The 12139-nt window shown below is 74.1% G+C and carries 14 protein-coding genes; 9 read left to right on the top strand and 5 right to left on the bottom strand.

Translation table 11 applies throughout. The annotated features are described in order from the left end of the window. Window positions 1-47 precede the first annotated feature (47 nt). Window positions 48-659 carry a LysE family translocator gene (locus tag MILUP08_RS16055; RefSeq protein ID WP_007459464.1) on the top strand — a complete coding sequence of 204 codons (612 nt, stop codon included), beginning with the start codon at window positions 48-50 and terminating at the stop codon, window positions 657-659. Between the two features lie 36 nt (window positions 660-695). Here the strand turns inward: MILUP08_RS16055 and MILUP08_RS16050 are convergent, their stop codons facing one another. After that, window positions 696-1298 (bottom strand): MBL fold metallo-hydrolase, encoded by a 603-nt coding sequence (locus MILUP08_RS16050; protein ID WP_007459457.1) that lies wholly within the window; start codon window positions 1296-1298, stop codon window positions 696-698. A gap of 43 nt (window positions 1299-1341) precedes the next feature. Here MILUP08_RS16050 and MILUP08_RS16045 point away from each other — a divergent pair, with 43 nt between their 5' ends. Further along, complete coding sequence (locus MILUP08_RS16045; protein ID WP_007459455.1) at window positions 1342-2148, top strand: SDR family oxidoreductase; 807 nt, start codon at window positions 1342-1344, stop codon at window positions 2146-2148. Window positions 2149-2155: 7 nt separating this feature from the next. Here the strand turns inward: MILUP08_RS16045 and MILUP08_RS16040 are convergent, their stop codons facing one another. Then, window positions 2156-2764 carry a hypothetical protein gene (locus tag MILUP08_RS16040; protein ID WP_007459453.1) on the bottom strand — a complete coding sequence of 203 codons (609 nt, stop codon included), beginning with the start codon at window positions 2762-2764 and terminating at the stop codon, window positions 2156-2158. A gap of 166 nt (window positions 2765-2930) precedes the next feature. On the opposite strand from MILUP08_RS16040, the gene MILUP08_RS16035 reads away from it, so the two are divergent. From MILUP08_RS16035 to MILUP08_RS16025, 3 genes are all read left to right on the top strand, one after another. Continuing rightward, window positions 2931-4037 (top strand): DUF5919 domain-containing protein, encoded by a 1107-nt coding sequence (locus tag MILUP08_RS16035; RefSeq protein WP_007459451.1) that lies wholly within the window; start codon window positions 2931-2933, stop codon window positions 4035-4037. Between the two features lie 75 nt (window positions 4038-4112). Next, window positions 4113-5000: a pentapeptide repeat-containing protein gene (locus tag MILUP08_RS16030; protein WP_007459449.1), complete on the top strand. Its 888-nt coding sequence runs from the start codon at window positions 4113-4115 to the stop codon at window positions 4998-5000. Window positions 5001-5208: 208 nt separating this feature from the next. After that, window positions 5209-5445, top strand: a complete 237-nt coding sequence (locus MILUP08_RS16025; RefSeq protein ID WP_007459447.1) for a hypothetical protein — start codon at window positions 5209-5211, stop codon at window positions 5443-5445. 18 nt (window positions 5446-5463) lie between these two features. On the opposite strand, the gene rnhA is transcribed toward MILUP08_RS16025, so the two are convergent. After that, complete coding sequence (gene rnhA / locus MILUP08_RS16020) at window positions 5464-5937, bottom strand: ribonuclease HI (RefSeq protein ID WP_007459445.1); 474 nt, start codon at window positions 5935-5937, stop codon at window positions 5464-5466. 82 nt (window positions 5938-6019) lie between these two features. On the opposite strand from rnhA, the gene MILUP08_RS16015 reads away from it, so the two are divergent. Continuing rightward, window positions 6020-6748 (top strand): tyrosine-protein phosphatase, encoded by a 729-nt coding sequence (locus MILUP08_RS16015; protein ID WP_007459444.1) that lies wholly within the window; start codon window positions 6020-6022, stop codon window positions 6746-6748. A gap of 73 nt (window positions 6749-6821) precedes the next feature. After that, window positions 6822-7928 (top strand): EstA family serine hydrolase, encoded by a 1107-nt coding sequence (locus tag MILUP08_RS16010; RefSeq protein WP_007459442.1) that lies wholly within the window; start codon window positions 6822-6824, stop codon window positions 7926-7928. Window positions 7929-7994: 66 nt separating this feature from the next. Here the strand turns inward: MILUP08_RS16010 and MILUP08_RS16005 are convergent, their stop codons facing one another. Beyond that, window positions 7995-9266 carry a lycopene cyclase family protein gene (locus tag MILUP08_RS16005; RefSeq protein ID WP_007459440.1) on the bottom strand — a complete coding sequence of 424 codons (1272 nt, stop codon included), beginning with the start codon at window positions 9264-9266 and terminating at the stop codon, window positions 7995-7997. Between the two features lie 28 nt (window positions 9267-9294). Next, window positions 9295-10566 carry an MFS transporter gene (locus tag MILUP08_RS16000; protein WP_237747085.1) on the bottom strand — a complete coding sequence of 424 codons (1272 nt, stop codon included), beginning with the start codon at window positions 10564-10566 and terminating at the stop codon, window positions 9295-9297. Window positions 10567-10920: 354 nt separating this feature from the next. Here MILUP08_RS16000 and MILUP08_RS15995 point away from each other — a divergent pair, with 354 nt between their 5' ends. Together MILUP08_RS15995 and MILUP08_RS15990 are read left to right on the top strand one after the other, a co-directional pair. Beyond that, window positions 10921-11415, top strand: a complete 495-nt coding sequence (locus MILUP08_RS15995; RefSeq protein WP_007459435.1) for a hypothetical protein — start codon at window positions 10921-10923, stop codon at window positions 11413-11415. A gap of 86 nt (window positions 11416-11501) precedes the next feature. Beyond that, window positions 11502-12113, top strand: a complete 612-nt coding sequence (locus tag MILUP08_RS15990; protein ID WP_007459432.1) for a class F sortase — start codon at window positions 11502-11504, stop codon at window positions 12111-12113. The last annotated feature ends 26 nt before the right edge of the window (window positions 12114-12139 follow it).

Below are 12139 nucleotides of genomic sequence, written 5' to 3'. Positions count from 1 at the left end.
CAGAGTGGGTCGGAGACAGCCCCGCCCGACTCCACCGGAGGACGACAGTGAGCATCCCCTTTCTGATCACCGCCCTGATCGTGGTGATCACCCCCGGCACCGGGGTGTTCTTCACCCTCTCCGCCGGACTGTCCCGGGGCGCCCGGGCCGGCGTGCTTGCCGCGTTCGCCTGCACGCTGGGCGTGGTGCCGCACCTGCTGGCGGCGCTGACCGGGCTGGCGGCGCTGTTGCAGACCAGCGCCACGGCGTTCGAGGCCGTCCGGTACCTGGGCGTCGGCTACCTGCTCTACCTGGGCTGGTCGACGATCCGCGACCGCAGCGCCTTCGCGGCGACGAGCGACCGCCCACCCCGCTCGGCGGCCCGGGTGATCGTCTCCGGTGTGCTGGTGAACCTGCTCAACCCGAAGCCGACGCTGTTCTTCGTCGCGTTCCTGCCGCAGTTCGTGGACACCACCGCCCCGGGCTCGACCCGGGCGATGCTCGCCTGCGGCGCGGTGTTCATGCTGCTCACCTTCGTGGTGTTCAGCGGCTACGGCGTCTTCGCCGCCCACCTGCGGGACCGGGTGCTGACTCGCCCCCGCGTCATCGACTGGCTGCGCCGGTCCGTCGCCGGCACGTTCGTCGCGCTCGGCGTGACGCTCGCCCTCGCCGAACGATAGGAAGTCCGGCGTGCCGGCGACCGCCGGCACGCCCGGTCAGGCGGTGTCGCCGGGGGTGAGGTGGCGGTAGCCGGGGACGGTCTCGGCGAACCAGCCGGCGACGCTGGCCAGGCCACGCTCGTTGAGCTGCGCGTCGTGGATGGGGTACGTGGCGGCGGCGCCCACGGCGCGGGCGAAGCGGATCGCCTCGTCCAGGCGCAGCCACGACCCCTGGGCGGGAACGAGCAGGGTGCGCACCGGCTCGTCCGGCACGTGCACCGAGTCGCCCGGGTGGTAGAGCCCGTCGCCGATCAGGTAGCCGAGGTTGGCGCAGTCCGGCTGCCCCTCGTGGATGAGGGCGTGCCGGCCACCGTGCGCGCTGACCGTGATGCCGGCGGCGGTGAAGCGCTGTCCCGCTCGCACAGGCGTCACCGGCAGCGGGGCGAGGTCGGGCAGCCGGGCGCCCTCCGGGGCGTACACCGGGACGCCCAGCCCGGCCAGGCGCAGCACGTCCACGTGGTCGGTGTGTTCGTGGGTGACCAGGACGGCGTCCGCGCCGACGAGCGCCCGCGGCTCGCTCCAGGTGCCCGGATCGACGACCAGCACCCCACCGTCGTGCTCGACGCGGACGCAGGAGTGTGTGAATCGGGTGATCCGCATCCGGCGACGGTACGCCGCGACGGGTCGGGGTACTGCGCACCACATGCCCCAGCGATACGAGAACTATCCGAGGATCGCCGTGGTCACCGGCGCGGACTCCGGCATCGGCAAGGCCGGCGCGGTCGCCCTGGCCGAGGCCGGCTTCGACGTCGGCATCACCTGGTACGGCGACCCCGACGGCGCCGAGCGGACTGCGACCGAGGTCCGCGCCACCGGGCGGCGGTGCGAGGTCGCCGAGGCGGATTTCACCCGCCTGCCGGACGCCGCGGCGGTGATCGACGAGTTGGCCGACCGGCTCGGCGGCATCGGCGTACTGGTCAACAACGCCGGCACCGGCGCCTCGACGCCGTTCGTCGACACCGGCTGGGAGCAGTGGCGCGAGGTGCTCGCCGTGGACCTCGACGCGCCCTTCCTGTGCGCGCAGCGGGCCGCGCGACGGATGCGGGCCGCGGGCGCGGGCGGACGGATCATCAGCATCACCAGCGTGCACGAGCACGCGCCCCGGGTGGGTTCCGCCGCGTACTGCGCCGCGAAGGGTGGCCTGGGACTGCTGACCCGGGTGATGGCCCAGGAGTTGGCCGCCGACGGGATCACCGTCAACGCCGTCGCTCCGGGCGAGATCGCCACACCGATGACCGGTCAGGAGGACGTCGACCCGTTCACCCAGGAGCGGCCCGGCGTGCCGGTGGGGCGGCCCGGCGACGCCCGCGAGGTGGCGGCCGTTGTCGCGCTGCTGGCCTCCCCCGCCGCCGGCTACGTCACCGGGGCGTCCTGGCCCGTCGACGGCGGCATGCTGCTGATGGGCCCGCAGGCAGCCGCGCTGACCACCGACGACTGGCGACGGGTCTGACGGATCGTCAGCTCAGTCGCCCGTTCGACGTGCGGACGATGTACGCGAACTGCACGGCGAACGCCACCAGGGCGACCAGCGCTCCGACCAGGACCGCGAGCCCGCGACCGAGACCGACGGTGTCCGTGACCAGGGCGACGCCGACCCCGAGCAGCAGCGCGTTCACCGCTCCCACCAGCGCGGCGGTGGTGAGCAGGAACTCCCAGCGTCCCGGCTGGGTGCCGACGAGCGTCCAGGCCGTCCGCATGCTGCCCTCGTCGACCACGGCGTCGGCGAAGAAGTCGTGCTCGCTGGCGAACCGGTGCTGGTAGTACGCGCGGATGCGCTGGATCCGCCGCAGGTCCAGCGAGTTCTCCACGGTGGTCTCCACCAGCCGCAGGAACGTCAACACGCCGATGATCACCAGGGTCGGCAGGACCGCCCCCAGGTACGGCCGGACCACGGCGTCGTTGCCGGCGACGAAGCCGAGCCCGATCAGGGAGGCCGACAGCACCGACAGGAAGATCGTGGCGCGGCCCGTCGCCTCGGCGATCGTGCCGGAGCGGGACGTCTGCAGGGCGTAGTGCTCGGTGGTCAGGGCGGCGAGCAGGGCCTTCTCGCGTTCGTCGTCATCCATCGACCCCTACTCTCCGCAGTCGCCCCGCCCCGTTACCGTCACCTTAGAAGCGGTGGAGACGGTCCGGTCGGCGAACCCGGCGGTCGCGAACGGGACAGCGAGCGGCAAAGCCGGCACGTATCCTCCGCATCTCGATGATCGGTGGGCCAGGACGGAAGGGGACCGGATGCCCGAGTGGGCGGGGCGGGGCGACCGTGGCGGCCGACAACGACGCGCCTTCGGCGTCGGTGGGGCGCTGCTCGGGATCGCCCTGGTGATGCTGCTGGCCGCGTGGCGCAGCAGCGGCTTCCTCAGCGACCTGCTGCTCAACATCGGCTCCAGCGTGGTCCTCGCGGCCATCTCGTACGTCATCTTCGATCCGCTGTTCGAGGAGGCCCGCAGGGCACGGGTGCAGGAGCACCTGAGCTTCGACCAGCACGCCTTCGTGACCCGGCTGCACCGCTCCGGACGCCGGGTGCGGATCCTCGACACCTGGACGATCCTGCTGGAGGACACGCAACGCGAGGAGGCGCTGCGGGGGATGCGGGCGGCCCTCGCCAACGGCGCGCAGGTGCAGTTGCTCCTGCTGGACCCGGACTGCACTGCCGCGCAGCAGCGCTCGGAGGAGTTGGAGCGGCAGCGGGTGGACGTCCCGCGCCAGATCCGTACGAACCTGCGTCACCTGGCGCTGTTCCAGGACACGCTCGACGCCCGACTGCGGCACCGGTTGCAGGTCCGGCTCTACGACGCGTCCCCGTCGATCCAGCTCTACCAGTGGGACAGCCGGGCGCTGATCTCGTTCTTCCCGATCGGGAAGCTGTCGTTCAACGTGCCCCAGCTCGAGGTCGACATGGACAGCCCGTGGGGCGGGTTCGTGCACGCCCGTTTCGAGGAGCTGTGGGAGCACGAGCAGGCGACAGTCAACCTGGAGCGGTACTGGTCGGTCGCCGTCATGCTGCGCCACGACGACTCCGACGTGATCGAGATGCAGGTGCCCTACGTGAGCGTGGAGGGGCAGCACTACGTCGACTGCAGCGGGTTCAAGGCGAGGGGACCGCTGACCGTGCGGGCCGTGCTGCCACCGCGCGCGCCGGGCGGCGCCCCGGCGGTGTTCGCCCTGGCCGAGCCCGCCGACGGGGACCGCACACCGGCCGACACCGTACGCAGGCACTTCGACCAGAAGTACGGCGGCGGCGACGGGCCGCGGGAGATCCGCCGGCTGGTGCCGCCACCGGACGGTTCGCGTACGCCCGCTCCCCGCTCCGCGGCGGCCGGCGACGCACACGGACGGTGACCCCCGGCCCGGTGGGTCGGGACGCGGCGCGGGACAATGGGGTCACCGCCTCGATCGCCAGGAGGACCGTTCCCCGTGTCGACCCATTCCGCGCCGCCGTCGCGGTCGGCGCAGCTGCGCGCCGACTGCGCGCGCTGTTTCGGGTTGTGCTGCGTGGTTCCGGCCTTCGCCGCGTCGGCCGACTTCGCCATCGACAAGCCGGCCGGACGGGCCTGCCCGAACCTGCGCCCGGACCACCGCTGCGGCATCCACACCGAGCTGCGGGAGCGGGGGTTCGCCGGCTGCACGGTCTTCGACTGCTTCGGCGCCGGGCAGCAGGTCGCCCAGGTCACCTTCGGTGGGCGGGACTGGCGGGACGCCCCGGAGACGCTGCCCGCGATGGCCGAGGCGTTCACGGTGCTGCGCCCGCTGCACGAACTGCTCTGGTACCTCACCGAGGCGGTGACGCTGCGCCCACCGGCCGCGCTGCGCGCCGAGCTGGACCGCGCCCGCGCCGAGATCACCGCGCTCACCGAGAGCGATCCGACGCGACTGCGCGCCGTCGACGTCGACGCCCACCGGGCCCGCGTCAACCCGCTGCTGTCGCGCGCCAGTGACGCGGCCCGCTCCCCCGGCGGGATCGATCGGCGGGGCGCACAGCTCCTCGGGACGGATCTGCGCCGGACGGACCTGCGCCGGGCCAACCTGCGCGGCGCGCTGCTGGTCGGCGCCGACCTGCGCGGCGTCGACCTGACTCTGGCCGATGTCACGGGCGCCGACCTGCGTGGGGCCGATCTGCGCGGCGCGGACCTGCGAGCCACCCTGTTCCTGCATCAGGCCCAACTGGACGCCGCCCGGGGTGACGTCCGCACCGGCCTGCCGGCGACGCTGACCCGGCCGGCGCACTGGACGGCGCTGGCGCTCACGCCGGTGCGCAACCCGGCCCGGGCCGCCGCCCCGACCCGCCGGGGCCGCCGCCGCTGACAGCGGCACGACAAGCCGGGGTACGCGGCACCGGCCGGCGGACCCTGCGCCCGTCGAGCGGCCGGCCGGCGGACCCTGCGCCCGTCGAGCGGCCCGTCGGAGGCGGCCCCGCGCAGCGGACCGGCGACTTGCCGACGGGCGAGGTTTCGTGGGTGACGGCGCGGGTAGCCACGGCCGACGCGGACCGGCATCGACGGGAGGGCACGGCGTGGGCTACCGAAATCGCCAAGGTGAGCAGCCGGGCGACCCGCAGCACAGCGAGGACCAGGCCGGTCAGGTGCCGTTGGTGCAGGTCGAGGCGGACACCGAGGTCCCGCCGCCGGCCGACACGGACGACCGGCCGGACATCGTGACCGAGGGCGACAACTCCGGTGTCGCCGGTGGCTCGTCCGGCAGCAGCGGCGGCGGATCGAGCATGCCGGGACACCCCGACGCGACCCGCTGATCCGGGCGGACGACCGGCTTAGCGGCTCGCCAGCGCCGCCCGTGCCTCGGTCATGCCCTTGTTGGCCAGACCGTCGGCGCGCTCGTTCTCCGGGTGACCGTTGTGCCCCTTCACCCACAGCCAGGTGACCTCGTGACGCTCGCAGGCCGCCTCCAGCCGCTGCCACAGGTCGGCGTTCTTGACCGGCTGCTTCGCGGCGGTCCGCCAGCCGTTGCGCTTCCACGACGCCAGCCAGCTCGTGATGCCGTTGCGCACGTAGGTGCTGTCGGTGTGCAGCTCGACGGTCACCGGCCGGTTCAGGCTCTCCAGGGCCTGGATGGCCGCCATCAGCTCCATCCGGTTGTTGGTCGTCGGCGTGGCCTCGCCGCCGCACAGCTCCCGCTCGTGGTCGCCGTAGCGCAGCAGGGCGCCCCAACCGCCGGGCCCGGGGTTGCCGCTGCACGCCCCGTCGGTCCAGATCTGTACGCCCCTGCCGGCCGCCGCATCCACCATGGCAGGCAACCTACCGGGCGCTGACGTCGTACTCCCCGGTCGGGGCCAGCCACGCCGGGCCGGACCGACTAGGGTCGGCCGGATGGATCGGCACCTCGCGTTCGACCGCCTGCACAACTTCCGCGACCTCGGTGGTTACCGCACCGACGACGGACGCTCGGTGCGCTGGGGCCTGCTCTATCGATCGGATTCGCTCGGCAAGCTGTCCGGCGCCGACCTGGACCGCTTCCAGGCCCTCGGCGTCCGCACGGTGATCGACCTGCGGTACCCGTGGGAGATCGCCGCGCGCGGCCGGGCACCGGAGATCGACGGGCTGGCCTGGCACAACCTGAGCATCGAGCACCGCCCCTACGACCAGGCGGTCATCGACCCGGCGGTGGACCCGTGGCGCCACCTGGCCGACCGGTACGCCGAGGTCGCCGAGGACGGCGTCGCCGAGCTGCGCGAGGCCCTCGACGTGATCGTCGCCGCCGACGCTCCGCTGGTCTTCCACTGCGCGTCCGGCAAGGACCGCACCGGGCTGCTCGCCGCGCTGCTGCTGGCACTGCTCGGAGTGGACGAGGAGCAGATCGCCGCCGACTTCGCGCTCACCGAACTGGCCACCGCACGCCTGGTCGCCGACTGGCAGGCCCTCAACCCGGACCGCGTGCTGGTGTGGCCGGGGTACGGGCGCGCCCCGGAGGCGATCATCCGGCACTTCCTGGCCGACCTGAGCGCCGCGTACGGGTCGGTGGTCGGCTACGCCACCGACCGGCTCGGCGTGGACGAAGCGCTGACCGCCCGACTGCGCGAACGGCTGCTCACCGACTGAACGGCCGCCGTCCGGTTGGGGCTGCCGAAAATCGGACGCGCCGTCGGGGTCCGGTCTGTCAGAGTCGACCGTCGTGAACGGGAACTGGGACGGCCTGCGGGCCGACGTACGCAAGACGGTCGACGAGCTGATCGCCGGCGGACGGGAATCCGGGGTGCAGGTCGCCGCGTACCTCGACGGCGAGCCGATCCTTGAGGTGCACGCCGGCAGCGCCGACCGGGCCACCGGCCGGGCGTTGACCGCCGACACGCCGATCTGGAGCGTGTCCACCGGCAAGGTCCTCACCGCGACCGTGGTGCACGTGCTGGCCGAGCGCGGCGAGGTGGACTACGACCAGCGGATCGCCGAGGTGTGGCCGGAGTTCGCCCGGCACGGCAAGGACACCGTCACCCTGCGGCACGCGCTCACCCACACCGCCGGCGTGCCCGCCCTGCCGGCGGACGTGACGCCGGAGGACTTCACCGACTGGGACCGGATGTGCGCCATCGTGGCCGACGCCGAGCCGATCGCCCCACCCGGCGAGCTGAAGGCGTACCACGCGTGGACCTTCGGCTGGCTGGTCGGCGAGGTGGTCCGCCGGGCGACCGGCCGGCGCGTCTCGGCGGTGCTCGCCGAGGACGTGGCCGGGCCGCTCGGGGTGGCCGACGAGCTGTACCTCGCGGTGCCGGCCGCCGACCTGGACCGGCTGGCCCGGGTCGAGGACCGCAACATGGCCGCGCTGTTCGACTTCGCCAGCGCCAACCTGCCGAACTTCGACCGGGTCGCCCCGCCCGGCGTCCGGCCGGGCGCCCAGGTGGGCGGCCGGGCCGACGTCCTCGCCGCCGAGGTGCCGGCCACCGGCACCATGACCGCCCGCGCGGCGGCGCGGATGCTCGCCGCGCTGATCGGCGAGGTGGACGGCGTCCAGCTGATCTCGCCGGCCCGGCTGCGCACCGCCACGACGCCCGCCGGGGCGGGTCCGGAGTGGGTGTTCGGACAGGAGGCGACCTGGGGTCTGGGGTACGCGGTGGACGCCGACGGTTCGTTCGGCGCGGCCGGCAGCGGCGGCAGCCTCGCGTACGCGTACCCGGAGCTGGGGTTGACTGTCGCGGCGACGAAGACGCTGCTCGGCGCCGGCGACGGTGACCCGATGGAGGACCTGCGGGTGCTGATCCGCGACGCGGTGGCGGCCGGGCGCTGACCGGCCCGGTCGGGCTTCGAGTCGGCGACAGGCAGCGGCGGCCCGCCCGGCGCTGACCGGCGCGGGTCAGGTTTCCGCGTCGGCGACGGGCCGCGGCGGTCCGCCCACCACGGCGGCCGGGATGGCCGGTACGGGCCGGGCGGGCCGCAGCCGGTCGCGGACGCGGTGCGCCGCGTCGCCGGCCGTGGCGGCGATCATCGGCAGCAGTCGGGTGGAGTTCATGATCGCGATCTCCTCGGCCGGGCTGGTGGCGCCGTCGAGGAAGCGCAGGACCCGCTCGGGCGGGTTGCGGTCGAAGAGCCGGTCGAAGAAGTCCGGGCCGCCGACGCCGCCGCGGTCCAGCGCGCGCAGCGCCACCGCGTCCATCCAGCGGTGCCGGGCCGGGTACGCGGGCGCCGGCACCGGCGGACGACCGGCGGCGAGCGCCCGGGCCACCTGGTCGGCCTGCCGGTACATGGCGGAGAAGGTGAAGCCGGTGGAGGGGCGGGTCGCGCCGCCGGCCGTGCCGAGGCGTACGACGCGGGGCGAGGGCCGGGCCGGGAACGGCGCGTCGGTCATCGGGATCACCCCGTTCTCCACCTCGCGGACGCGCAGCCCGGCCGGGTCCAGCCCGAGCAGGTCGCGGTAGCCGGCCAGCGCCGTGTCGTACCCGGCGTCGGTGCGCAGGCCGGGCGAGAACTCGGTGTACTCGACCAGGGCGTAGCGGTCGCTGACCGGCAGCACGTACCCGAAGGAGACGCCCCGGGCCGGCTGTGGGGTGCGGAAGTCCATGAGCACCGCCCGCGCGGGGTCGAACGCCGGCCGGTCGGCCTCCAGCCACCAGCCGCGGAAGTGCTGCAACCAGGTCGTCCGCCCCGCTCGCACCGGTGGCCGGGGGCGGGAGTCGAGCACCCAGCCGGCCCGCACGGTGGGCCCACCGCCGGTGCGGACGACCACCCGGGCGCCGTCGTCGGTCACCGTCTCGGCCGGGGCGGCGATCCGGATGGCGTCCAGCCGACGCTCGGCCTCGGCAGCCCGGTCGTAGACCGGGCCGGAGCGCAGCATGGCGTACCGCAGCGGGGTCAGGTCGAGGACGCGGCGCCGCGCGGGCGTCGCCACCTCGACCTGCCGCCAGCTCGCGCTGAGCAGCGGGTCCAGGTCGCCGGCCGGGTGGCCCCAGAACGCCCAGGTGCGGTCCTGGCCGCGACGGCGCACCGGGTCGACGACGGCGATCCGCAGGTCGCGGACGCCGTGGCGGTCCAGCGCGGCGAGCAGCAGCGACGCGGCGCCGCCGCCGCCGAGCAGCGCGAGATCGACGTCGAGCGGCGCGGAATCGGTCACCGCACCACGCTGCCACACCGAAGGGCCGGACCGCGCGTCGCGTCCCTCAGGACACCGGGGCGGGTCGCTGCTCGACCGGGGGCTCGTCGGCGTAGGCGCGCGCCACGGCGTCGCGGTTGAAGACCCGCCAGGTGGCGGCGGAGACGCCGATCGCCACGACCAGCCCGACCCAGTACGGGGCGGTGATGCCGAAGCGGGCGGCCAGCAGCCCGCCGAGCAGTGCGCCCACGCAGTTGCCGCCCGCCGCCACGAACATGGTGGTGCTGGCCACGCGCCCCTGCAGATGCGGTGGGGTGAGTCGTTGGCGCAGCGAGTTCGCCACGAGGTTCCACAGTCCGCCGTGCACGCCGAAGGCGAAGAGCGCGATCGCCACCACGACGGTGCTGCGGGACGCGGCCAGCGCCAGGTGCAGTCCCGCCTCGATCAGCAGGCCGATCCGCACCGTCCAGGTGGCGGTGATCCAGGCGACGATCCGGTCGCCGAGCAGCGCGCCGAGCACTCCGCCGCAGGCCATGCAGGTGAACAGCAGCCCGTAGCCGACGGAGCCGAGCCCCAGCCGCTCGTCGGCCAGCAGCACCAGCACGGCGAGGGCCGCCGTGAGGGTCACGTTGAGCAGGCCGATCAGCACGGCCATCGTGCGCAGCAACCGCTGGTGGGCCAGCCAGCGCAGCCCCTCGACGATCTCCCCGCGCATGGAGCGGGTCCGGGGTCCGGACGGGTCGCTGCCGGCGGCCCGGAAGTCGCCGCCGATCAACGCCACCAGCACCGCGCTGAGGGCGTACGTGACGGCGTTGACGAGGAACGGGCTGCCCGCCGCGAGCGCGAAGAGGAAGCCGCCAAGTGGGCCGGCGAGCATGCTGTTCATGAGTGTGGCGCCGCCGCCGAGCCAGCCGTTGGCGCGCTCCAGTCGGTGCCGGGGCACCACTGTCGGCAGCATGGCCTGGCTGGCCGCGCGGAACACGATCTCGCCGGTGTTGATCACGAACAGCACCACGTACAGCAGTGCGACGCCGGCCCGGCCGGTCATGATCGCCGTGGCCAGGACGGCCAGCGCGACCACCCGGACCAGGTCGATGACGATCATCAGGCGGCGGCGGTCCATCCGGTCCGCCAGCACCCCGCCGGGCAGGGCGAAGAGCAGCCAGGGCAGCCAGGCCACGGCGGACGCCGCGGCCACCACGAGCGGGTCGTCGGTACGCGAGGCGACGAACAACGGCGCGGCCACGGTGGCCAGCCCGCTGCCCAGAGCCGAGAGGGTGCTGGCCGCCCACAGCCGGGTGAACCCCGTTCCCATGCCGCCGCCCACGTCCCGTGCCACGGCCAGGGAACCTACCAGCGCGTCCCCCGCCGCCACCCCCGGGTTTCCAGAGGCGGAGGGCCGGACGACGCCGCAATCGCGTCGTCGTCGCCCGATACCTCGCCATCGTCTCAGGGGTGACAGCCCGACCGGAGCGGACATCGACCGGAGCACCGGCGTCGGTCGGGCCGTGACGGTATTTGCGCTGCTCTCCCCCGCCTTCGGGTGGACACGTGACGGCAACGAAGGTTTCTCATTTTCACCTGATCGAGGTCCCAACCCACCTAGTGTTGGGCACACCGGTGCTAGTCACGGAGTTGGCCACCCGAACGACGTCCCACGCAGTCAGCGGACGAAAAGTGAGGGAAGACGCGTATGAAGGTCTCAACAGCACTCTGCTCGGCGGCGCTCGGCGTGGGCCTCGGCACGCTCCTGCTGCCGGGCGCCGCACTGGCCGACACCGTCGTGTCACCGGCCACCACACCGGTCGGAGGAACCGTCGTGCTCACCGCGACTACCTGCAACCCGAAGTCTGGTGACGTCATCTTCCGGGTCACCGGACCCAACCGCGACGAGAACGTCCGATCCACCACGGCCGCCGCTGGCGGCGGGCTCAGCGCCGAACTGTTCACCGCCGGGTTCACCCTCGGCACGTACACGGTGGCCGCGACCTGCGGCGACGGCAGCTCGGCAGGCAGCGCCACGTTCACCGTCACCCCGATCGGTGGCGCCCCGGCCGGCTCGGGCGGCGACAACCGCGACGGCCGCGACGCGGGCGCCCTCGCCGCCGGAGGCACCCTGCTCGGCACCGCCGCCGCGGGCGCGGTGGTCCTGTTCCGCCGGCGTCGTCCGGTGTCCACCGTCGCCTGACCGGCGACGCGCTCCATCCCTGAGAACGGGTGCCCGTGCCGGTGACACCGGCACGGGCACCCGACGATCCCCACGGAGGTCAGCACGTGTGGTGGCGGCGGACCCTTCCGGCGGTGGTCGCGCTGCTCGCCGTGTCCGGGCTCGGGCTGATCACCGTCGGCCTCACCGCCGAGCCGACCCGCCCTCCACGTCCGCCGGCCGACGCGCCGACCCGCTCCCGGCCCGCGCCGGACCTGGCGCCGCTGGCCCGCGCCGCGCCCGTCCGGGTGCAGATACCCGCCATCGGCGTACGCGCCGAGATCGTCGCCGTCGGCGTGGACGCCGCCGGGGTGCTGGAGGTCCCGCCGCTGGACAAGCCGACAGTCGCCGGCTGGTACCGGCACGGGGTCAGCCCCGGCGAGACCGGCAACGCCGTCTTGGTGGGCCACGTCGACTCCCCGGCCGGCCCCGCGGTCTTCTTCGACCTGGGACGACTGCGCGCCGGCCAGGAGATCCAGGTCACCCGCGCCGATGCCCGGGTCACCACGTTCACAGTGGACGGCGTCCACGCGTACCCGAAGGACCACTTCCCCAGCGGCCTGGTCTACGGCCCGGCGGACGCCGCCGGGCTGCGCCTGATCACCTGCGGCGGCCCGTTCGACGACGCGACAGGCAACTACGTGGACAACATCGTCGTCTTCGCCACCCGCACCGCCTGAGGTGACGACGATGGCACGCTGCGAGT

This window comes from Micromonospora lupini str. Lupac 08, from assembly GCF_000297395.2.
GTDB lineage: Bacteria > Actinomycetota > Actinomycetes > Mycobacteriales > Micromonosporaceae > Micromonospora > Micromonospora lupini.
The sequence above is the reverse complement of the archived record's forward strand: the minus strand, read 5'-3'. Positions and strand labels throughout refer to the sequence as shown.